This window comes from Microcoleus sp. S1D4 (assembly GCF_036700765.1).
Classification (GTDB): Bacteria; Cyanobacteriota; Cyanobacteriia; order Cyanobacteriales; family Microcoleaceae; genus Microcoleus.
The window spans coordinates 82,177-103,376 of the sequence record NZ_JAUBPP010000010.1; the positions used below are offsets into that span (position 1 = coordinate 82,177).

At 45.6% G+C, this 21,200-nt stretch carries 19 protein-coding genes and 2 tRNA genes; 11 read left to right on the forward strand and 10 right to left on the reverse strand.

The features are described from left to right. Window positions 1-4: 4 nt before the first annotated feature. The 8 genes from QT998_RS12720 to QT998_RS12755 all read left to right on the forward strand — a co-directional run bounded on the left by QT998_RS12720 (window position 5) and on the right by QT998_RS12755 (window position 9,618). Window positions 5-988, forward strand: a complete 984-nt coding sequence (locus tag QT998_RS12720; protein WP_333115443.1) for an aldo/keto reductase — start codon at window positions 5-7, stop codon at window positions 986-988. Window positions 989-1,049: 61 nt separating this feature from the next. Beyond that, window positions 1,050-1,682 (forward strand): glutathione S-transferase family protein, encoded by a 633-nt coding sequence (locus QT998_RS12725; RefSeq protein ID WP_333115441.1) that lies wholly within the window; start codon window positions 1,050-1,052, stop codon window positions 1,680-1,682. Between the two features lie 148 nt (window positions 1,683-1,830). After that, complete coding sequence (locus tag QT998_RS12730) at window positions 1,831-2,934, forward strand: NADP-dependent oxidoreductase (RefSeq protein WP_333218026.1); 1,104 nt, start codon at window positions 1,831-1,833, stop codon at window positions 2,932-2,934. A 304-nt stretch (window positions 2,935-3,238) separates the two neighbouring features. Further along, entirely contained in the window at window positions 3,239-4,033 is a 795-nt protein-coding gene (locus tag QT998_RS12735) for an SDR family NAD(P)-dependent oxidoreductase (protein ID WP_333087349.1), read from the forward strand. Between the two features lie 207 nt (window positions 4,034-4,240). Continuing rightward, on the forward strand, window positions 4,241-7,348 hold the full coding sequence (locus tag QT998_RS12740; protein WP_333115437.1) for a type ISP restriction/modification enzyme: 3,108 nt from the start codon (window positions 4,241-4,243) through the stop codon (window positions 7,346-7,348). Between the two features lie 26 nt (window positions 7,349-7,374). Continuing rightward, window positions 7,375-8,007 carry a ZIP family metal transporter gene (locus QT998_RS12745; RefSeq protein WP_333115434.1) on the forward strand — a complete coding sequence of 211 codons (633 nt, stop codon included), beginning with the start codon at window positions 7,375-7,377 and terminating at the stop codon, window positions 8,005-8,007. A gap of 30 nt (window positions 8,008-8,037) precedes the next feature. Then, on the forward strand, window positions 8,038-9,108 hold the full coding sequence (locus QT998_RS12750) for an HAD-IC family P-type ATPase (protein ID WP_333115431.1): 1,071 nt from the start codon (window positions 8,038-8,040) through the stop codon (window positions 9,106-9,108). 3 nt (window positions 9,109-9,111) lie between these two features. Beyond that, the gene (locus tag QT998_RS12755; protein ID WP_333115429.1) at window positions 9,112-9,618 is read left to right on the forward strand and encodes a hypothetical protein; all 507 of its coding nucleotides are present in this window, start codon (window positions 9,112-9,114) and stop codon (window positions 9,616-9,618) included. 201 nt (window positions 9,619-9,819) lie between these two features. Here QT998_RS12755 and QT998_RS12760 read toward each other — a convergent pair whose 3' ends face one another. Then, window positions 9,820-11,133 carry an RNA-guided endonuclease InsQ/TnpB family protein gene (locus tag QT998_RS12760; protein ID WP_333115557.1) on the reverse strand — a complete coding sequence of 438 codons (1,314 nt, stop codon included), beginning with the start codon at window positions 11,131-11,133 and terminating at the stop codon, window positions 9,820-9,822. Between the two features lie 407 nt (window positions 11,134-11,540). Continuing rightward, window positions 11,541-11,918 carry a Mo-dependent nitrogenase C-terminal domain-containing protein gene (locus QT998_RS12765; protein ID WP_333087342.1) on the reverse strand — a complete coding sequence of 126 codons (378 nt, stop codon included), beginning with the start codon at window positions 11,916-11,918 and terminating at the stop codon, window positions 11,541-11,543. Window positions 11,919-12,387: 469 nt separating this feature from the next. Here QT998_RS12765 and QT998_RS12770 point away from each other — a divergent pair, with 469 nt between their 5' ends. After that, window positions 12,388-12,978: a rhomboid family intramembrane serine protease gene (locus QT998_RS12770; RefSeq protein WP_333115426.1), complete on the forward strand. Its 591-nt coding sequence runs from the start codon at window positions 12,388-12,390 to the stop codon at window positions 12,976-12,978. Between the two features lie 271 nt (window positions 12,979-13,249). Here the strand turns inward: QT998_RS12770 and QT998_RS12775 are convergent, their stop codons facing one another. Together QT998_RS12775 and QT998_RS12780 are read right to left on the reverse strand one after the other, a co-directional pair. Then, window positions 13,250-16,138: a PAS domain S-box protein gene (locus QT998_RS12775; RefSeq protein WP_333115424.1), complete on the reverse strand. Its 2,889-nt coding sequence runs from the start codon at window positions 16,136-16,138 to the stop codon at window positions 13,250-13,252. Window positions 16,139-16,295: 157 nt separating this feature from the next. Beyond that, window positions 16,296-16,481 carry a hypothetical protein gene (locus QT998_RS12780; RefSeq protein WP_333115422.1) on the reverse strand — a complete coding sequence of 62 codons (186 nt, stop codon included), beginning with the start codon at window positions 16,479-16,481 and terminating at the stop codon, window positions 16,296-16,298. 355 nt (window positions 16,482-16,836) lie between these two features. Between QT998_RS12780 and QT998_RS12785 the strand changes: the two genes are divergently transcribed. Both QT998_RS12785 and QT998_RS12790 read left to right on the forward strand, forming a co-directional pair. Further along, window positions 16,837-17,220 carry a hypothetical protein gene (locus QT998_RS12785; protein ID WP_333218028.1) on the forward strand — a complete coding sequence of 128 codons (384 nt, stop codon included), beginning with the start codon at window positions 16,837-16,839 and terminating at the stop codon, window positions 17,218-17,220. A 231-nt stretch (window positions 17,221-17,451) separates the two neighbouring features. Then, on the forward strand, window positions 17,452-17,640 hold the full coding sequence (locus QT998_RS12790) for a DUF2949 domain-containing protein (RefSeq protein ID WP_194011192.1): 189 nt from the start codon (window positions 17,452-17,454) through the stop codon (window positions 17,638-17,640). Window positions 17,641-17,878: 238 nt separating this feature from the next. Here QT998_RS12790 and QT998_RS12795 read toward each other — a convergent pair. The 6 genes from QT998_RS12795 to yqeK form a co-directional block, all read right to left on the reverse strand. Then, window positions 17,879-17,955: transfer RNA gene (locus QT998_RS12795), tRNA-Met, on the reverse strand. 71 nt (window positions 17,956-18,026) lie between these two features. Beyond that, a tRNA-Met gene (locus QT998_RS12800) sits at window positions 18,027-18,103 on the reverse strand. 192 nt (window positions 18,104-18,295) lie between these two features. Continuing rightward, entirely contained in the window at window positions 18,296-19,249 is a 954-nt protein-coding gene (locus QT998_RS12805) for an asparaginase (RefSeq protein WP_194009381.1), read from the reverse strand. A gap of 114 nt (window positions 19,250-19,363) precedes the next feature. Then, window positions 19,364-19,864 (reverse strand): CGLD27 family protein, encoded by a 501-nt coding sequence (locus QT998_RS12810; RefSeq protein WP_333087336.1) that lies wholly within the window; start codon window positions 19,862-19,864, stop codon window positions 19,364-19,366. A 1-nt stretch (window position 19,865) separates the two neighbouring features. Continuing rightward, complete coding sequence (gene rsfS / locus QT998_RS12815) at window positions 19,866-20,291, reverse strand: ribosome silencing factor (protein ID WP_194009379.1); 426 nt, start codon at window positions 20,289-20,291, stop codon at window positions 19,866-19,868. A gap of 120 nt (window positions 20,292-20,411) precedes the next feature. Next, the gene (yqeK, locus tag QT998_RS12820; protein WP_333087334.1) at window positions 20,412-21,047 is read right to left on the reverse strand and encodes a bis(5'-nucleosyl)-tetraphosphatase (symmetrical) YqeK; all 636 of its coding nucleotides are present in this window, start codon (window positions 21,045-21,047) and stop codon (window positions 20,412-20,414) included. Window positions 21,048-21,200: the final 153 nt, after the last annotated feature.

Consider the following 21,200-nt stretch of genomic DNA (forward strand, 5'->3'; position numbering starts at 1 on the left):
CATCATGAAAGAGCGAAAACTGGGGAATCAAGGATTAGTGGTTTCGGAACTAGGACTCGGCTGCATGGGGATGTCCGAATTCTACGGGACAACTGATGAGTCAGAATCGATCGCCACTATTCATCGCGCCTTAGAGTTAGGCGTGACTTTGCTGGATACGGCTGATATGTATGGTGTCGGTAACAATGAGGAGTTAGTCGGCAAAGCGATTAAAGGGCATCGCGATCGAGTCATCATCGCCACGAAATTTGGCAATGTGCGCGGTAGCGACGGCAGCTTTAAGGGTGTCAACGGCAAACCCGAATATGTCCGCTCAGCCTGTGATGCCAGTCTCAAGCGTCTGGGCGTAGATGCGATCGATCTTTACTACCAGCACCGAGTCGATCCCAACACTGCGATCGAAGAAACCGTAGGTGCAATGGCAGAGTTAGTTCAAGCCGGAAAAGTCCGCTACCTCGGCCTTTCCGAAGCCGCCAGCGCCACGATCCGCCGCGCCCAAGCAGTGCATCCTATTTCCGCACTTCAGACAGAATATTCGCTGTGGAGCCGGGAGCCAGAAACCGAGATTTTGCCCACCTGTCGAGAGCTAGGGATTGGATTTGTGCCTTATAGCCCTCTGGGGCGCGGGTTTCTCACAGGCAAAATCAAGAGTCTCGACACATTATCTGAAGGAGACTATCGGGCTGAACGATATCCTCGCTTTCAAGCCGAGAATCTCCAGCAAAATCTGGAACTCGTCGAGCAAATCGAGCAGATGGCAGCCGCTAAGGGCATCAAAGCCGGACAGTTGGCGCTGGCGTGGGTTTTGGCGCAGGGCGAAGACATCGTGCCAATTCCAGGCACTAAACGCCGCACCTATTTAGAAGAAAACATTGCGGCCGCTGCTGTGACGCTGACTCCAGCAGAACTAGAGCAAATCGCCAAAGTGCTGCCATTAGGAATTGCGGTGGGCGATCGCTACCCCGATATGAGTACGGTTAATCGTTAGGATTTGGCGCGAGACAGTATTTTTAACTACGGCTAAATTTTTGATTCAGGAGCGATAAATCATGTCAAAACTTATTGTTTGGGGAACACCCATCAGTACCTATGTCCGTACAGTCCGGCTGCTACTTGAGGAAATAGGCGCAGACTATACCCTCCAAAGCGTTGATATTTTCAATGGTGAAAGCCAGTCCGCAGAGTACCGGGCTAAGAATCCTTTTGGTAAAGTCCCCACCTTGGAAATAAATGGGGAACTGCTCTATGAAACGGCTGCTATTACTGAATACCTTGATGCTACTTTAGGCGATCGCAAGTTTAGCTTTTCCGATCCCATGCTTCAAGCTCGGATGCGTCAAATCATGGCAATTATTGATAGCTATTTCTATGCTCCTGCCATTGGCACTATTGTGCTTCAGCGATTGATTGTGCCTAGCCAGGGTGGTAAGACAGATGAGGCTAAAGTCAAAAATGCGATCGCGCCTGCAAAAACTGCTCTAGAGGCGATCGAGTCGCTAGCTGCGGGTAGCCCCTATCTGCTCGGCAGCGAAGCGAGCATTGCTGATTTCTATCTAATTCCGATCTTTATCTACTTGTCCCAAACTCCAGAGTTTGAGGTGATTGCCGCTCAAACGCCGAAACTACGGACGTGGTGGGATAAGGTTAGCCAGTTGCCCAGCGTCAAAAAAGTGTGTGCTTAATAGCAGTCAAATTGGGGGAACTTTAAATGCTCTTCCCCCTGTTTTAAGCTATATCTCCGGGTAGATAAAACACGTCCTACCCGCAGTAATCTCAATCTTTTTCGTTTTCTTTTTTATTAAGAAAACCAGATAAAGTTAAATCAAATAAATGCAATTTTGGGCATCAATGCCTTTAGCAAATATTAAAAACAACCGCTCAAACTTAAGTCGATCGAGTTCGGAAAATCTACCCAACAAGGAGAAAATTATGACAGATATCGTGAGGCGCGAGATTCGGCTAGTCTCTCGCCCCAAGGGGATTCCTACCGCAGATAACTTTGCGATCGCGCAAACAGAACTAAAGCCACTTCAAGATGGGCAAGTCCTCGTTCGCAATCTCTATATGTCAGTCGATCCATATATGCGCGGTCGCATGAACGAGGGGAAATCCTATGTTCCATCCTTCGCGTTAGGAAAAGCACTCGAAGGCGGCGCAGTCGGCGAGGTAATCGAGTCTCGTGCCCAGGAATTCAAGCCGGGTGATGTTGTGACTTCCAACTATGGCTGGCGGGAATACTTCATCGCTGCACCAAAAGATTTGCATCAGGTTAGCCGCGACATTCAACCGCTCTCAGTTTACCTCGGTGCCCTCGGCATGACAGGTATGACTGCTTGGGTTGGGTTGAATTTGGTAGAAGTCAAAGCCGGCGATGTTATTTTTATTTCGGGAGCCGCAGGCGCGGTGGGAAATGTCGCCGGACAACTAGCGAAATTGCGCGGATGCCATGTCATCGGCTCAGCCGGTTCAATGGAAAAAATCAAGTTTCTGCAGGAAGAATGCGGATTTGATAGCGCCTTCGATTACAAGGCCGGCCCTATTCTCGAACAACTGAATCAGGCAGCACCGGACGGAATTGATGTCTATTTCGATAATGTAGGAGGCGAAACGCTGCAAGCGGCGCTCTCGGCATTACGGGTACACGGCCGGATTATCGCTTGTGGCAGCATCTCCGGTTATAACGATGAAAAGCCCCAGCCTGGCCCTTCCAATCTATTTAATATGATTGGCAAACGCTTGACCATGAAAGGGCTAATTGTTCGCGATTGGCTCGATCGCCAGAGTGAATTTGAACAAGAAGTGGGCGGCTATTTTCAAGCTGGAAAATTGAAGAATAAGGAAACCGAGGTGGCAGGAATCGATCGGTCGGTGGATGCGTTTATCGGTCTTTTTGAAGGCAAAAATGTGGGTAAAATGGTGGTGAAACTGGACTAGGTAGCCGCCATTAGTGTCAACTTAACGTCAAACCCAGTCAAAGACTGTTGTTTGACTATTAAATCTAGATCCCCCCTAGCCCCCATTAGGTCGGGGGGGATAGGAGTCTTTTCAAAGTCAACCCCTACTCCCCTTCTTAAGGGGGATTTAGGGGGATCTAGACTTAGGTAAAAGCGAGAAATACCAAAGCTTTCAGGCTTAAGTTGACACTAATGGGTAGCCACTAATTGAGTGGGTACTTGCTTCATTAATTGTAGCAAGTTGAAACCCTAGATCGCTTATACATTATTTGGTTTAAGAAAGTATGGATCTCCAACTATCAGATCGGATTGCATTGGTCAGCGGTTCAACCGCCGGCATTGGATTAGCGATCGCCACGACACTTGCCCAGGAAGGAGCAACTGTCATTATCAATGGCAGAACGGAAGAGCGGGTAAACCATGCCCTCAAAAGCATTCAGCAAAGCGTCCCCAATGCCAAACTTCAGGGAATTACTGCCGATTTGGCAACAACCGCAGGAGCTGAATTGTTGTTTCAACAAGTGCCAGAAGTCAACATTTTGGTCAACAACTTGGGAATTTATGGCGCTAAAGCATTTGAAGATATTTCCGATGAAGAGTGGATGAACTTTATGGAAGTAAACGTGATGAGCGGTGTCAGGCTCTCGCGTCATTACTTACCTTTGATGCTAAAAAAAGATTGGGGACGCATTATTTTCATCTCTAGTGAATCTGGCTTGAATATTCCCGCTGAAATGATTCACTATGGCGTTACCAAGACTGCACAAATAGCCTTGGCTCGTGGTTTAGCTGAAACAACCGCAGGCAGTCGTGTCACCGTGAATACAGTATTGCCAGGGCCAACTCGTTCCGAAGGAGTGGAAACTTTTATCGAGGGACTTGCCAAAGAGCAAAATATTTCAGCCGAACAAGTTGAGAAAGAATTTTTCACCAAAACTCGTCCATCTTCCCTGATTCAGCGATTTGCTTCAACGTCTGAAGTTGCTGCATTAGTTGCATTTGTTGCTAGTCCTTTAGCCTCTGCAATTAATGGTGCTGCCTTGCGAGTCGAGGGTGGATTGGTGCGATCGATTGTTTAATGAATTCGCCTATTAGACATCTCCAAAAATGAATTTCAAGCCCTGGCTATGCTTGAGTCGATCTCTGATTTCTGGAGATGTCTATTCAACCCAGGAATAAAATGATTACTCATCCATCTTAAGTTAAACAAAATCAAAAATCGGCGATCGCCAGATTTTCGCAGTTAGTTTATAGTAGTCTTATCCCCTATCTCATACAGACTGAATATGCCTAGTCTTAGCCTCAAGCCATCGCACAAGCCAATCAAAAATTACTATGAAGCGTTGGATCGCTACGCCAAGTTAGGTATAGTCCATGAAGGGGCGGTGTTATCGGCTTTTCAGCAATTGCTGGAGTCCTGTGGGCGACAGTTTGAATGGACTTTGGAACAGCAATTTGCAATTAAGCGATCGAACAAGCAGCCAATTCGCATCGATGGGGCGTTGGTAGATATTTATCATTTACCGCGTGCTTACTGGGAAGCGAAGGATAGTAAGGATGATCTGAAGAAGGAAGTTCAGAAAAAATTTGCGGTGGGCTATCCCAAAGACAATATTATTTTTCAGCAGCCCGATCGCGCCATTCTTTATCAAGATGGCAAGTTGGTGATGGATGTAGACATTACCAAGGATCAGGAATTGGTGGATGTGGTGCGCCAGTTTTTTGAATATCGTGCGCCTGCGATCGCGCAATGGGAAAAAGCTGCTGAGGAATTTGGCGATCGCGTAAAGGATCATGCAACGGCGCTACTTGAGTTAATCCGTACACAGGAGAAGACTAACAAAAAATTCATCGATGCGTTTGCGACATTTATGCAGCTTTGCCGTCAGTCGATTAATCCGAATCTATCGGAGTCTGCGGTTGAGGAGATGTTGATTCAACATTTATTGACGGAACGGATTTTTCGGAGTGTGTTCAATAATCCAGATTTTGCTCAACGGAATATTATTGCGGTTGAGATTGAGAAAGTGATCAATGCCTTGACTTCTAAGCATTTCAGCCGCGCTCATTTTTTGAGTAGTTTGGATCGGTTTTATGGGGCGATCGAGGAGACGGCTGCAACGATTGATGATTTTTCGCAAAAGCAAGATTTTCTGAATACAGTTTATGAAAAGTTCTTTCAGGGCTTTTCGACGAAGGTGGCGGATACGCATGGGATTGTGTATACACCACAGCCGATTGTGAATTTTATGGTGAAGAGTGTGGAGGAGATTTTGCAACGGGAGTTTGGCAAGTCTCTAATAGATCAGGGTGTGCATATTCTCGATCCGTTTGTAGGAACGGGAAATTTCATCATGCGGGTGATGCGTGAGATTGCGGAAATCCAGAAGTCGGCTTTGCCTCATAAATATGAGCATGAGTTGCATTGCAATGAGGTGATGTTGCTGCCCTATTACATTGCTGCAATGAATATTGAGCATGAGTATTTTGAGCAGACTGGAAAGTATGAGGCGTTTGAGGGGATTTGTTTAGTTGATACTTTTGAAATGATTGATGAGCAACAGCTATCGTTGTTTGTCCCAGAAAATACACAAAGAGTCAAAAGACAGCAAGAATCTCCAATTTTTGTGATTCTTGGTAATCCACCATACAATACCAACCAAGTTGATGAAAATGACAATAACAAAAATCGTAAATATAAAAGAACCGATAGAAAAGGTGTAGATGATAGAGTCTCAGATACCTATGCTAAAGATTCAAGAGCTAGTCTACTCAGCAAGCTCAGCGATCCTTATGTTAAAGCTATACGTTGGGCATCCGATCGAATTGGGGATGAAGGTATAGTCGCTTTTGTTACTAACAACAGTTTTTTAGATAAGAAAGCTTTTGATTCGATGAGAAATCATCTGTCCAAAGATTTCAACACTATTTATGTTTTGGATTTAAAGGGAGATATTAGACAGGATTCAATGAGGGATGGAATTCCTCTTGGTGAAAAACATACTGTATTTGGCTTGTCTGCAATGGTAGGAGTTGCCGTAACATTTTTCGTAAAGAAGCGAAATATAGATGAGCATAAATTACTGTATTCAGAGGTTGACTGGAGAGCAAAACGAAAAGATAAATTCACGATCTTGGAAAATGCTCAAAGTTTATATAACTTGGAATGGCAAGAACTTATTCCTGACAGTCAAAATAATTGGTTAACTCAAAATATGAGCCATAATTTTCTTAATTTTATTGCTTTAGGAAGTAAAGAAGTTAAATCAGGAAGTAGTCAGAATAAAGATGAAGCAGTTTTTAAACTTTATTCTTTAGGAGTTTCTACTAATCGAGATTCAGTAGTCTATGATTTCACTCTTGACGAATTACTTAAAAGAGTAGAGGTTTTTTGTAGTGATTACAATACTCAACTCATTAGTTATCATGATTCAATAAAACCTATTGATATTGACAGTTTTCTTGACTATGAAAATGTAAAATGGAGCCGCAATTTAAAGCGGTCGCTGAAGAATTATAAAAAACTAAATTTTAACTCATCTAAAGCAAGATTAAGTCTATATAGACCTTTCACTAAAAGATTTCTATATTTTGATGATGTGATTATTGATGAAGCAGGTAGTAATGCTCGGTTCTTCCCCACTCTGAACGTAGAAATAGAAAACAAAGTAATTGCTATAACAAATCATTCGCAAGTCCCTTTCCTTGTTCAAATCTTAAATACTATTCCTTGTATGGACGTAGGTGGTCGTCCTACTCAATGTTTCCCATTCTATATTTATGATAAAGATGGAAATAATCGTCAAGAAAACATTACAGATTGGGCGTTAGAACAATTTCACACCCATTATCAAGATCCCAAGATTACCAAATGGGACATCTTCCATTACACCTACGCCCTACTCCATCATCCCCACTATCGCCAACGTTACGCCGCTAACCTCAAACGCGAACTACCGCGCATCCCCTTCGCGCCAGAATTTAATCCTTTTGCCACAGCAGGAAAACGCCTCGCCGAAATCCATATCAACTACGAACAACAACCCGAATATCGCCTCAAACATATTGAAAACAAAGACCTCCCGATAGATTGGCGAGTCGAAAAAATGCGCCTCAGCAAAGACAAAACCCAAATCAAATATAACGACTTCCTGACGCTGACAGGCATTCCCCCAGAAGTATTAGAATATCGCCTCGGCAACCGTTCCGCCCTAGATTGGATCGTCGATCAATACCAAATCAGCACCGATAAACGAAGCGGGATCACCAACGATCCCAACCGACTCGATGATGAAGAATACATCGTGCGCTTAATCAAACAAGTAATCACCGTCAGCTTAGAAACCGTTATAATTGTAAAAAGCTTGCCAGATTTAGGACTACCAAAGGATTAGAATTATTGAACTAGAGGATCGGTAAGGTGAATTCCATTTTATTAACTTATTCTTCTTCTCCTCCACAAGCGATCGCATCTACCGAACTGATACCTAAAGTCGTTATCGCTAAACCTGTTTGGGCAACGGTTCTAGCATTGTTTTTAGGTGGAGCTTTTTTTGTATGGGTTAATCAACTTCTCAACTTAAGCAAAAATCGACTGCGTGGCATCGATCTCAATACTGTGAGTTTGGCAATTTTTCTGAGTATTGCGATCGACTTATTTGGCGATGGATTAATGATTGGCACCAGTCTGACGATCTCACCTCATTTAGGAGTAGTGCTGGCATCGGGGAGAGTTGTAGCTCACATTCCAGAAGGATTTGTCACTAATGCAGCGTTTAAGAGTCAAAATATGCAGCGAACATTGCGATTTTTGTTGCTTGCGGCATTTATTATTCCTGTTTGGCTAGGCGCGACGTTGGGCTATTGGGGATTGCGCGGACAAGCCGAGCTTCCCAAGCTAGTTGTGCTTGCATTTACAACAGGCACTTTGATGGTGGCGATCGCTGAAGAAATTATTCCTGAAGCGCATCAAACTCAAGATACAAATTGGTCTATCTTGACGTTTATCGGAAGTTTTGCGCTTTCAATATTGTTCTCATCTTATCTTGAATAGCTTGTAATTTACAAGTAGAGGAGCCAGATCATGACTGTACCTACCGATCGAGAAACGCTTTCGCATCTATCGTTAGAAGACCTACAAAAGCAACTGACTACTTCCAATCAGGGATTGAGCAAAAAAGAGGCACTGCAACGACAATCAAAAGGTGGCTATAACGAGTTACCCGAAACAACCGTCAGCCCAATAATGCAATTCCTATCGCACTTTTGGGGGCCGATCGCCTGGATGATTGAGGCGGCGGTGATTCTTTCGGCAATAGTTGGAGACTGGGTAAATTTTGGGATCATTTTGGTACTCCTAATCGGCAACGGAGTAGTGGGTTTTTGGGAAGAATTTCAAGCAGGGAATGCGATCGCAGGTTTTGCTAAACGCGGATTTCGTTCCCTGGGGGTTGCCCGGACTGACGATGGTGATAACTGGCAATTTTTGGGCGTAATACCGCTATTCGATCCACCCCGAAGCGACTCGCAACTGATGATTCAGGCAGTGAAAAAGCTGGGAATTGACCTAAAAATGTTAACGGGAGATCAACAGGCGATCGCCCGTGAAACTGCTCATCAACTAGGATTAAAGGGAGATATCCTCGATGCTAGTTTGCTAGAAGCAGCCGCACCTCACGAAACTGGACAAGTTAGCGATGCGATCGAAGCCGCCGCCGGATTTGCTCAAGTCTTCCCGGAACCCAAATACCATATCGTCGATGTCTTGCAGCAACGCGGGCATCTCGTGGGCATGGCTGGCGAGGGCGTTAATGATGCCCCCGCCCTCAAAAAAGCTGATGCCGGAATTGCGGTTTCTGGAGCCACCGATGCTGCCCGTGCGGCTGCCGATATTGTTTTGCTTACACCTGGACTTTCTGTAATCGTAGAGGCGATTCAAGAAAGCCGCCGCATCTTTCAGCGGATGAACAACTACGCGATTTACCGGATTACTGAAACCATCCGGGTTTTGTTGTTTATGACCCTTTCTATTCTGGTTTACAACTTCTATCCCGTCACTGCCATGATGATTGTGCTGCTGGCATTGTTGAATGATGGTGCGATTATTTCCATTGCCTACGATAACACCCGTCCCGCCAATCGCCCCGAAACCTAGAATATGCCGATCGTCTTGGGACTGGCAACTGTTTTAGGGGTAACTGGATTAGTTAGTTCTTTTGGGATGTTGTATTTGGGAGAACGGTATTTTCACCTCGATCGCAGCATTCTGCAAACTTTGATTTATCTAAAACTTTCGATCGCCGGACATCTCACCATCTTCGTCACCCGCACTAAGGGGCTCTTTTGGTCGATCAAACCAGCGAAAATTTTGTTAGCAGCCGTCTTGGGAACTCAAATAATCGCCACCCTAATTGCTGTGTATGGCATCTTTATGACTCCTCTCGGATGGGGTTTGGCTGGCTTTGTCTGGATTTATGCGTTGATCTGGTTTTTGATTGCAGACTGGGTAAAACAACGTGCCTATGGCGTGTTTAATCACGATCGACCTGTCTATGTAACACGGGGTTTAAAACGGTTGAATCAATGGTTTTTTCATCAGCCTTTTTCCCACGCAACCCCGGATGACATCTCTAAACGATCGCCATCAAAGAAGAACAAACCATGAAACTGAAGAGGGGACTGGTTATGTGGCCAAAAAAGACACCTAGGATTACATTATTACAGGAGCCAGCCTCAGTGTTTTTGACACTCCATCGGCCTGAAGGCACGAGGATTCTTGAAGAATTTCTACTTCAATTCCCCTGTTTCCAGGGTTCCCAGACTCCTCACGATTGCTCAATCGAGCGTGAGGATATATTCTGAGCGTTTAGGCGCGAACGCCCGGTTTCGCGGAGTCCCCGCGTACCAAATTCAAAGCCCGAAAGCGAATAGTTTTTGCAGCACCAATATCAGCGTGTTCGTGGTGTCCGCATTCCGTACAAATGAACTTTTCGCCATCTCGATTAGACTTGTCCGTGTTACCGCAATTCCGGCATTCTTGGCTGGAGTATTTGGGATTAACTTTAATTACGACCTTTCCTTGCTTTGCAGCGAGATACTCGATCTTTAAAATTAATTCACCCCAGCTTGCATCGGAAATAGAGCGGTTCAAGCCCTTCTTTCTTGACTGCCCATTTTTGAGAAATCTACCTGTTTTCTCGTCGGTTTTTACTCGACATCGGCGCATCATGCCGGAGATATTTAGATTCTCTAGAGCAATCGCGTCAACCCTACGGGAAACTATTATATTGGCAATTTTCCATTGGTAAGCTTGGCGCTTATTGCTAATCTTTTGGTGAAAAAGCCCTAGCTTTTTAGCGGCTTTTTTGCGGTTCTTACTGCCTTTCGCTTTTCGACTAACTCGTCTCTGCCTGATTTTCAGAGTGCGCTTAGCTTTTTTAGTAGTCGAAAACTTGGGGTTTTCAATTTGAGTTCCATCGGATAGATGAATTAATTTTGTAATCCCCATATCGCAGCCAATTACCTTGACGACATCTTTGAGAGGTTTTGTCGTATAGCTAGGGACAGACTTGTCCTGAATACGGATCGATACATACCAACCATTCTGTCGCTTTCTTACCGCACAAGCTTTAATCGTAAAGCCATCGGGGATTGGGCGCGAGTTGTAAAAACGCATCCAACCTAACTTCGGCAAGTATATTTTACTACATTGTGTTTTTACTCCCATCACAAAAGTAAAGGAAGTGAAGTTGCTGCGGTTCTTGAATTTAGGAAAGCCACGCCCGTCAAAAAAATTCTTATAGGCCGTATCTAGCCGTTTGACGTTCTGTTGTAAAACAGTTGAGTCTACCCCACTGAACCAGGGTCTGGCCGCCTTCAATTCCGGCAGCGCGGTGATTTGAATGTCACCTGGATTGCGTCGAGGGTTTTTGGATTTTCCATCTTTATCTACTTTGCCTGTTTTCCAAGGTTCGCCAGTTGCACCATTTTTGCTACTAACACAGGTGGTCAACGGACAAGCTTCACCCTGCGTTCTGATATCGCAATAGTTGCCTTGAACAAATTGCTGGCTGTATTGAGTAATTCTGTCGTTAAGACACCAATTGTAATGGCTTCGCAACATATCTACCCAATTAGACATTTTTGATTCTTGCGTTTGATTCGGACGCAACTTGTACACATAGTTTGCCAGCAAGTCTAACTCCTTTTTTTTGAGTTGCTATTAGTATATAGCAAAATATTTGCGTGTTTTTTCTTTTTATATTTCTTAAAAAAGATGGGTCAAGCTTTATACTTCCGTTTGCAAATTCGTCCTGTAAGGACGGGGTTTTAGACCCATTCTTTCTGATAAAAACGGCCAACTCTTTCTCCAACAACGAGTAATTCGCTCTCTCTAGTCTTTAAATGCGATCGCGCTCTCTTAGTCTGCGAAGGCAGACTTTGTTTATTTAGTAGCTGTTTCAACCGCCGAACTTGTGCTTGTGCAGTAGCGGTTTCAACCGCCGAATAATCTGAAAATAAAAAACCCTCCCCAACAAAGAGAAGGGAGGGCAAAAAAAAGAGTTAGAAATTAAAGTTTTTGGAAAATTAACAATAAGGAGTTACATCCACGCCGCACTCGTCAGCCAAATAACACAAAGCCCGAAAGCGAATCCCAACAACTTGCTCGTAAAGCGGATTTAACTTACACATTGGGGGAATGGAAAATAAAGTGCGATCGCCAAACTTGACTTCCCGCTCAAACGGACACTGCGACGGAATATATTTACACAAAAATCGAGCAAATTTTTGACTCTTAATTTCCGTGTTCTCGATCCACTCTTTCAGCGGATGTAACAAATCAAAGCGCGGCTTTTTACTATAAGGCTGAGAAATTGTAGCGAAAGTAACAGTAATTTCTTCTTTGCGATGCCATACCCAAATTGGCAGAATTCTCTGGGGTAATTTTTGCTCAAATACGTTCATATTGCTCTTCTCCTCTTTTAGAACGAGGTGCCAAGAACTCTTTGTAGAGCTTGTACTGGATTTTGTCTACAATAAGTACCTACAGCAGCTCGTTTTGCTTTACCGGATGAAAGTTCTTGAATTAATGACTAGAACCGAGACAAGTAGTTCCTGAGTTTTTAGAGACAGTGTGCGATCGCCAAAATGTCCTCACTGCCAGCTCAAGCATTTACCTATGGGGTAAAAACTCTGCCTGATACGTTCTAACTTCAACCTTTGGTTAACTCTCCTAGTGCAGTTCTTCGATCATTGTGACGCATTAAGGTGAATTATTCTATAGGTGAAAATGCGGAATTTCAAATCAAAGTTATAATAGTTTCAAATAAGCTCGACTGCAAAAAACCTGAAAGCTAGTGCCAAGTGTCGCTTCGCGCGATCGGCAAAAAACTCCTACAATTATAAATAATCGGTTTCACCGCCCTCACAACCCATGAGCCACCCAGAAAGCAAAAGCATCACCCGCGTATTGCAAAGCCACGCCGCCATTCTCGGCGGCTTCGTCTCCCTCCTCTGGATTATCGAAATTGTCGATGTATTCCTATTCCGAGGCGCGCTGAATGCCTACGGAGTCCGCCCCCGCAGCATCCAAGGACTTGAAGGCATCATATTCATGCCTTTTTTGCACGGCAGTTTTGCTCACTTAGCAGCTAATACCCTCCCGTTTGTGACATTTGGTTGGTTAATCATGCTGCGAGAAACTAGGGACTTTTTCATCGTGAGTGCCATCACTATCCTAGTCAGCGGATTCGGCGTTTGGCTGACAGGCGCGCCCAATTCCGTCCACATAGGTGCCAGCGGATTAATCTTTGGTTACTTCGGCTTTCTACTGCTGCGCGGATATTTTGAACGCAGCTTTACCTCTATTGCGATATCTTTAATAGTCGGTTTCTTCTACGGCGGTTTAATTTGGGGAGTTTTACCTTCGCAGCCGGGAGTTTCCTGGCAAGCACATTTCTTTGGCTTTGTCGGCGGGATATTAGCCGCTCAACTTTTGGGGCGGCAGAAACGGCAAATTAACTAGAATAAGACTGAGGGTGCATCGTATCATCACCTTGGTTTCTTGCTCATAAATTATCGGAAAGCGCAGGTTTTTTGGCAAGAAACCCGATTTATTTGGTAATACAACTTATGAAAAATAGGGCTAAATATAGATTGTACGTGAGCATCTGTAGAGACACGCCATTGCAGTCTCGGGCTCCAAGAGCAGCGACTTTTAATAATTGGTATACTATTTGATAATTGTAGCCAAACTTTTTTTAATTGGTATAACAAGTGCGTCCCGGATAGCAAGACTAACTGCTGACCAATAATTCAACTTTGGCCGGCAAGCATACGGTGAAAATAGATCCGCAATTTAACTGGCTTTGAACTTGCATATCGCCGCCCATCATCAAGCAAAAATGACGGCTAATAGTCAATCCCAAACCTGTGCCGCCGTACTTGCGCGTAGTTGAAGCGTCGCCCTGCATAAAAGCTTGAAATAAATGCTGCATTTGTTCGGCCGGAATCCCAATGCCGGTATCAGCAACGCGAAAAATTATTAAGTCGGAAGGTTCTGCTATTTCTTGAGTTGTTAAGCTGTCATGTTTAACTCTTTCAACGGATAGGGTAATAGTGCCACCTTCCGTAAATTTGGCTGCATTGCTCAGCAGGTTGAGCAATATTTGACGAGTTTTGGTAAGGTCAGCATACATCATTCCCAACTCGCTAGCACAATTAACTTTAAACTGATTATTATTTTTATCTACCAATGGTTCGACTGTAGAAACTACCTCCTCAATTAAAGTAACTGGGTTGAAAGTTTCTAGGTAAAGTTCCATGCGCCCTGCTTCAATCTTAGAAATATCTAAAATATCGCTAATTAAAGACAGCAAGTGTTTGCCGGCAGTTTGAATTTTTTGCAAGTCTGGGATAATATCTTCGTGGCCTAAATCTTCAGCATCTTCTTTGAGCATATCGCTGTAACCGATAATTGCGTTGAGGGGAGTACGCAATTCGTGGCTCATATTGGCTAAAAAAGCGCTTTTGGCTTGGCTTGCAGCTTGAGCGGTTTGAGCGACTTTTTGGAATTCTTCTGCTAATTTGCGCTGGGTAATGTCTTCTGCAATGCCGACGATGCGGTAAATTTCTCCGGTTTCGTTGCGGACTGGAAAAGCCCGATCGCGCACCCAGCAAACTGAACCGTCAGATCGCACTACCCGATACTCCTCATCATAATCGCCCCGCAGGTGTTTCTCAAAAGCAGCCTTGACGCGATCGCGATCCTCCGGGTGAATAGCATTCCAAAAAGCCTCCGGTTCTGACAGCAAACTCTGATAGCTCAAATGCCATATTTTCTGGCAAGCTGGACTCACATAAATTATTTGCTGTTGAATTGGTTCTCTAATCCAAAATACCTCATGAATATTTTCTGCCAACTGGCGAAACCGCTCCTCACTAGCCCGCAACTGCTCCATCGCAGTGTGAAACTCCGTAACATCTTGAACTAGCGATGCCACTCCGATGATACAGCCGTCAGCATCAACCAAAGTAGTATTGTACCATTCACAAAGAATAATTTGGCCGTCCTTTCTAATATTCTGGTTAATGCTACTAACTCCTCCTTGATTAGTGAGCAAAGTAATAGATAGTTGCCTGACATACTCCTTAGCATTTTCAGGAACTATGAGATCGACTCCGTGGCGTCCCATTGCTTCCAAGCGATTGTATCCAAAAATTCTTTCCGCTGACAGATTCCAGTCGGCTACTTCAAAATTGAGATTCCATTCGATCGCCCCCAAAGGAGTTTGATAAAGATGGAGAGCGAGTTTTTGCTGAGATTGTTTCAGAGAGCCAATTAATTTAATTTTATCTGCGATCGCAGCTTCCACCCGTTCTTCGAGAGTAGCAAACGACTCTTCCAATTGACCGGCCATCGTATTAAAAGAGCGAGCCAGGACACCCACCTCATCCTCCCGCTCTACAGACACCATCAAGCGGGGATCTACCGCCATCGAGTCCCATTCTCCTCGCGACAGAGCCTCCGCAGCCTTGCTCAGACGCTGAATCGGGATCACAATCCACCTCGAAGTCAGAAACCCTAGAACCGTCGCCACCACCAAAGCACCGAAACACAGCCACACTGTGTAGCGAGTGTTGGCGTTAATTTCTTCCATAAAATCGGCTTCGGGAACCGCCAGCACAATCAACCAGTCGAGGCCCCTGCTGTCTGAGAAGGGTGTCACCTGTAGAAAGTGGCGTTTTCCGCCGATCGCAAAATCTAGCTGGTAAGTGCCGTCAATCTTGCTCAAATCCCCGAAGCGCTGTGTCAAATAGCGGGCTGTCGATCGAATTAGAACATTTTGGCTGCTCGTTGCAGCAATCCGTTTCGCAACGCCATTGCTCACAATAAATGGCGGTTCTGGAGTAGAATTTGCCACCAATTGTCCAGACCTTTCTATAATAAAAGTTTTGCCAGACTTACCAATTTTTAGAGTTTCCAAGAATTGATTGATTTGGGAAAGTAGCAAATCCGCACCCACAACTCCAATCAATTCTCCTCGGTTGCCGTAAACTGGTTGTGCAGCCGTAATCGCCAGTTTTGGAGTATCAAAATAACTATAAATTTTACTCCAGGTTGGTTGACCAGTCCGCACCGGAGCCGTGTACCAAGGTCGGAGGCGGGGGTCGTAGTTAGGAATAGTCTTTAATACCTCGGTTGCTTCCCCGAACTCCGACGGCGCGTAGCTGTAAAAGTTATAGCCAGTAGATTGATTAGAAATCCGAACTTGCAACTTGCCGTTGTCGAGGCGTTCAACTCCCGTAAAAGTTTTTTGTTCGGAGCCGAATTGAATGTAGCTAATTTTATCAAAGATTTTGATTTGCTTGGAGAAGTAATTGCGTAAACTAGCGGAATCCTGCACGTTCAAAATGCCTAGACTGATGGCATTGAGATTGAGTTGATTGATTTGGTGCGGCGTTTCGATATAACTATGAATGTGTTGCTCGATGCGCGATGTGACTTCCGCCCGCAGTTGGGCGGCAACATCGTTGACGGCCCTGCGCCCGTTGCGTAACGACAGCCACCCCGTCAGCCCTACCGCAGCGAAAGTCTGGAGGGCAAAAGGCACGACAAGGACGATGCGAATTGGCACTTTACCCGACATTTTGAAAATCCGGTCTGTCAGAGATCTGATTGGCATGATCGAGCAGAAATATTATGAATCCACAACATTTAAGTAAGGTACAACCTGATGAGCGCAGATTTTGAACGTTGAGATTGTTTGAGCAGGCAAAGTGCTGTTAAGAACTCGGAATCTGCCGCTGGTTATTGAATTTTTAACGGCTGCCACCGCCATCTTAACGCGATCGCGAGCTTTGGGAGGGCGATCGAGATGAGTCTTCGACACATTCTGGGACGATCGTACTCTGGGACATTTGAGATTTGAGACATCGGCGCGCGATCGCCCTGACGATTGAAGATTGAGACAGACTTTTGTTAGCTCCTTGGCGAAAAACCGGGTTTGACCATCGACTATACTCCATCTAGACCTTTAATCCCCATCGAAACCAGATTTCTGCACTATTAATACGTCCAGCACCGAAGCGTGTTTCTTGTTTAGTCCTCCGTGCGTAAGTCCTAAGTGTTTGAGCGTTGCTGCAACCAAGTATGTTCGTAAACGCGGTTTCATGGAACGGTTTCTGTATATTTATCGATTTGTATTCCTCCAACAGTAAAATCCTCTCCTCCTGATCTTCTTCTCTCCCTCTCTCCGTCAACAATCACAGACAATTCCACTTAGTGCCAGCTTATTTTCACAACCAGTTACTTTTGATATAGCGCAACTAAACTCCGGTTGGGTACAATTAGGATAGTAGGATGCAGCTAGCGGAGGCATGGATGATGAACGCAGTTATGGCTAATTTTGGTACTGTTCTCGGGCTGAGCTCAATTTTGATCGGTTTCACCCCGGCAGTTTTCGCCCAACAAAGAATGCAATCAGAGCCCCAAAATTCGGAAACGACTTTATCGGGGGATTCCCTGAGGACTGTGGAGGACAGAACAGTGGACTCGGACTACCAAAACTTGATTGGTGAATCACAAACGGGGGCTAATTCTGCTAGGAGGGAGCGCAGCTTGGCTGATACATTTCGCCTCAAAGTTGGCCCGGAATTGGAATTTATTACTACTCCTTCCGACGCCCGACGCCAAGGAAATCCCTTACCTATTAAACCGAGCGACAGCGGCACAGAAGCGGGAGTTCAGCTTCAGCTAGGACTGTAGCCATTTTAAGTGAATTGATGTCAAGCGATCGATCGCCCGATCCTATTTTTTTAGGCTGGGATATCTTGTGACTGCGATCGCCTTTTTTTATGAGTTTTATCACAAGTTCCGTGCGCTTTCCATCACACCACATCACCCCTTATCAACAGAAAATTAGGACTATTAAACTTCAAATTCAGTCAAATCGGATACATATCTTTACAAAATCGCATAAAACAGGCGGTGAAGGTGATGGGAAAGGCTCAACTGATCGATTATTTGCGGGGAGAATTGGCGCTATCGAATTCTGCGATCGCCGTTGCTCTCAGACACGGCGAAGAAGATGCCAGCCAACTGCCGATGGTTTTGTGGCAGTACGGGTTAGTGACGCTGAAACAGTTAGATTTGATCTTTGATTGGCTGCAAGCTCAATCGGCTTAGCAATTTAAAATGCAAAGTTTAAAAACAGGGATATTGAATTGCTGATTTTTGAGAAATAAAGCTTGCACAAACGGGCGTAGAAAAGTATGGGGTTAAGTGTTGAGGGTCTAGTTGATTTTTTCCTTTGGAACACAAATATGCGGTAGGGACACAGCAATGCTGCGTCCCTATTTTCTGAATTTTCAGATAAAACAAACCCCAGCAACTTTTTGGTTGCCGGGGCTTATCTGATTAAATTTGGTGGCGGGAAGTGGATTTGAACCACTGACCTTCGGGTTATGAGCCCGACGAGCTACCAGACTGCTCTATCCCGCGTCGCTTTGTCTACTCTCTATTCTCAAAAATCAAACCCTGAAACTTCAACAATTACAGGGTTTGTTTCAAGTTGGTGGCGGGAAGTGGATTTGAACCACTGACCTTCGGGTTATGAGCCCGACGAGCTACCAGGCTGCTCTATCCCGCGTCGCTTTGTCTACTCTCTAATATAAACATACCTTCCGAAAAATTGCAACCCCTAAATCAAAAAAAAAATTGAGATTGTGGGAGGGGTTGCTAAAATCGGCTCAGAGTATCGAAGAGGGAGAGGGGGAGAGGGGGAGAGAGGGGGAGGATTTTTGGTCGGTTATTTAGATCTACAATTTGAATGCAGAACAACTTAGAGCATCGAAACTTCCCCGACTACCTCCAAGCGCTTAAAATCGCTGAGAGTCAGGTAAGTGTCCGAAAGAGTTTCGGCCTGAGTCGGAGTAATCCACCCCAACTGCTTGAGCAAGTGAATTGCCACAGCAAATTTAGCGCGCTTGCCACCATCGGCGATTTTAATGGCCAAGCCCATACCTTCACCAACGCGGCCAATGCACTGCACCCCTTCTGCGCCGGACTTGCTGACCAATTCTCCTTGAGTCAAGCGCATCAGTTCCGTGTCAAATCTTCCCTCACCGGCAACCATCATCGGGTGGTGAGTCATAGCGCGGACAATCCGCTCCATGTCCACATTGTCGCCGGAGGCTAACTTAGCGTACAAAGATGCCATTTGTCCCAACTGCAACAAATAGGTAGGAGCGCCGCAGTCGTCGCGAGCGCTGATAAACTCTTCGGCAGGCATGGCCAGCAAGTCAGCCACCTTGCCCAAAATAAGTTGCTGGACGGGATGTTTGCGGCTCAAGTAAGTATTCAGCGGCCAGTGCATTTGCTGACAGACAGCCAGCATTCCGGCGTGTTTACCGGAACAGTTGTATTGGAGGGGGCTTTTTTTGCCTTCAGGAATGGGGCATTGAAGTTTAGATGGGTCTATGTCGCAGCGCCACAGGACGTTAAACACCTGTCGCGATTGCTCGATCGTACCTTGATGAGAACTGCAAATAATCGCTAAATCTCGATCGGTCAATTCGTAGCGTTCCAAAGTCCCGCTCGCCGTCACAGCCAAAGCTTGAAACGGTTTGAGAGAAGAACGGACAAATGTCGCCGTTTCCGAGTTACCCGCAACGGACAGAACGCGCCCGCGTTTGTCACAGACAGCGGCTTGGGCGCGATGCCTAGATTCCACAATACCTTCGCGCAGCAGTGTGACTTCCAGTTCGGGAGCTTGGGTTCGTTTTCCCCTTGTCATATCAATTTTAGATTTTAGATTTTAGATTTTAGATTTGGTGGAGGAAGTTGTAAGCGGGCGGCGACAAAAGCACACCGCCCGGACAACTCAAAACTTCCCTGTCACGATTCCCGATTACAAACAATTCCAAATTATTCCCCCGGCAACCAGCAATACAGTCAAACCATAAAATGTCTGCCGCAAACGCCTGAGAATTGGTTCTAGTTCGTAGTTGACTATCAACTGGTCTTGAGCTAAAATCTCCGGTGTTTTAGGCCAAGATTGACAATCGTACCAGCCTGACTCTTCGTAGACGACGGTGGGATTTACAAGGCGCGATCGCACGTAGAACCAACCCAAGTAAAGTCGCAGCAAAGCCAATCCTAGAATAAAACTGGCACCGGCTGCCGCGCACAGGGCAAACTGAACTGGATACTTGAAGGGAGCAAAGCTAGAAGCAGCTATCGGCCCGGATACCAAGCAACTCCAACCCCAAACCCAAGCTAGTTTTGCCAAATACTCAGGCCAATCGAGAGTTACCCAGCTAAAAAAACCAGATTCTGTAAGTTCTTGGTATTCATTAACCGGGCGCTGTTCTTGCGGAACAGGACAAATAGAAACAGAAGCGTTTTTCACATTAGCATTCCTCTGCGGTGGAAAAATCAATCCGTTCGGCGTGTCCCCAAAACGCTTCTAAATTGTAAAACTCGCGCTCTTGGGGTTTCAAGATGTGGATAATCGCGTCGCCGTAGTCCATGACTACCCAACTTGCGTCTGATAGCCCTTGTGTACGTAGTGGCAACCGTCCCCATTCTTCTTCTACTTGGTCGGCGATGGCTTGGGAGATGGCTCGTACTTGGACGTTGGAAAATCCGGTGACGATCGCAAAGTAGTCTGCCAGATAGCATACTTCTGACACTTTGAGCAATACAATATCAACGGCTTTGCGGTCATCGGCAGCTTGGGCAGCGGTCACGATCAGGCCGCGCGTTTCGTCTGAGGTGGCGCTGTCTGTTTCTGTAGACTGAGTTCTGGAATATTCGAGTTGGGTTAGATCTGACATTAAGTGTTTAAGTTCCTAATTGAGACAGTAAAGGAAAATCGGTTGTTGGCGGTTTGAGATTGGAAATAGGAGTTAGGTGGAAGTCAGAAGTAAGTAAAGGATTGCTGGTAAATTTTACTTTTAACTGGTGATTTGTTCGATCGACTTCCCTGTGGAATTTCCTGTTTCCGGCGATTGGCGAGCCATTTGCAGCGCCCAATTGCGCGTAAGTACGGTGCGCGGGTGAATGTAGCAGCGAGTTTCTAGCAAATATTTCAGAGAATAATCGCTAGTTTGCCACACGCCTGCATAAAGATTTTGCCAGCTTGCCTCGCGCAGTGCTGCTAGTTGGGGGGTGTTGCCGCGGCTCGGCTCTATAGAGTCTGCTACAAATACGGCACAACTGAGCTGGCTCATGCTTGGTCTGCCGAGGGTGTGATTGGCAATTGCGTCCAAAATTTCTCGATCGACCACTCCGAATTCGTCTCTAGCGACGATCGCGCTGGCGTCTGCGTGCAGCAAATGCGGGTGTGCTTCCAACACTGAGTCTAACTCTAAACCTTCCTTCTGAGCCATTTGCAGCAGCAGTTGGGGTTTGAAGTATTTTGCTGCGTCGTGCAACAAACCGGCCGATCGAGCTTTTGCTTCGTCGAGGCCGTAATGTCTGGCCAAGTCACCTGCTGTCTGTTCGACTCCGAGGATATGTGTGATGCGGGCAGCAGGAACGCGCTGCGAGAGCCAAGCTAGGACGTTTTCGCGCGTAGGTGCAAGTGTCAAATATTAACTCCCAAATTGTAGGATCTACTATTTTAGCGTTTTGTTTTAATGGACTGCGGCGTCGGGTAGCAGCGGTGTTGGGATATTTGGGGTGATTGGGCGAAGGGGGCGAAGTGGGCGATCCAAAGATGTGTTAAAGTAAGTGGCTGTAAC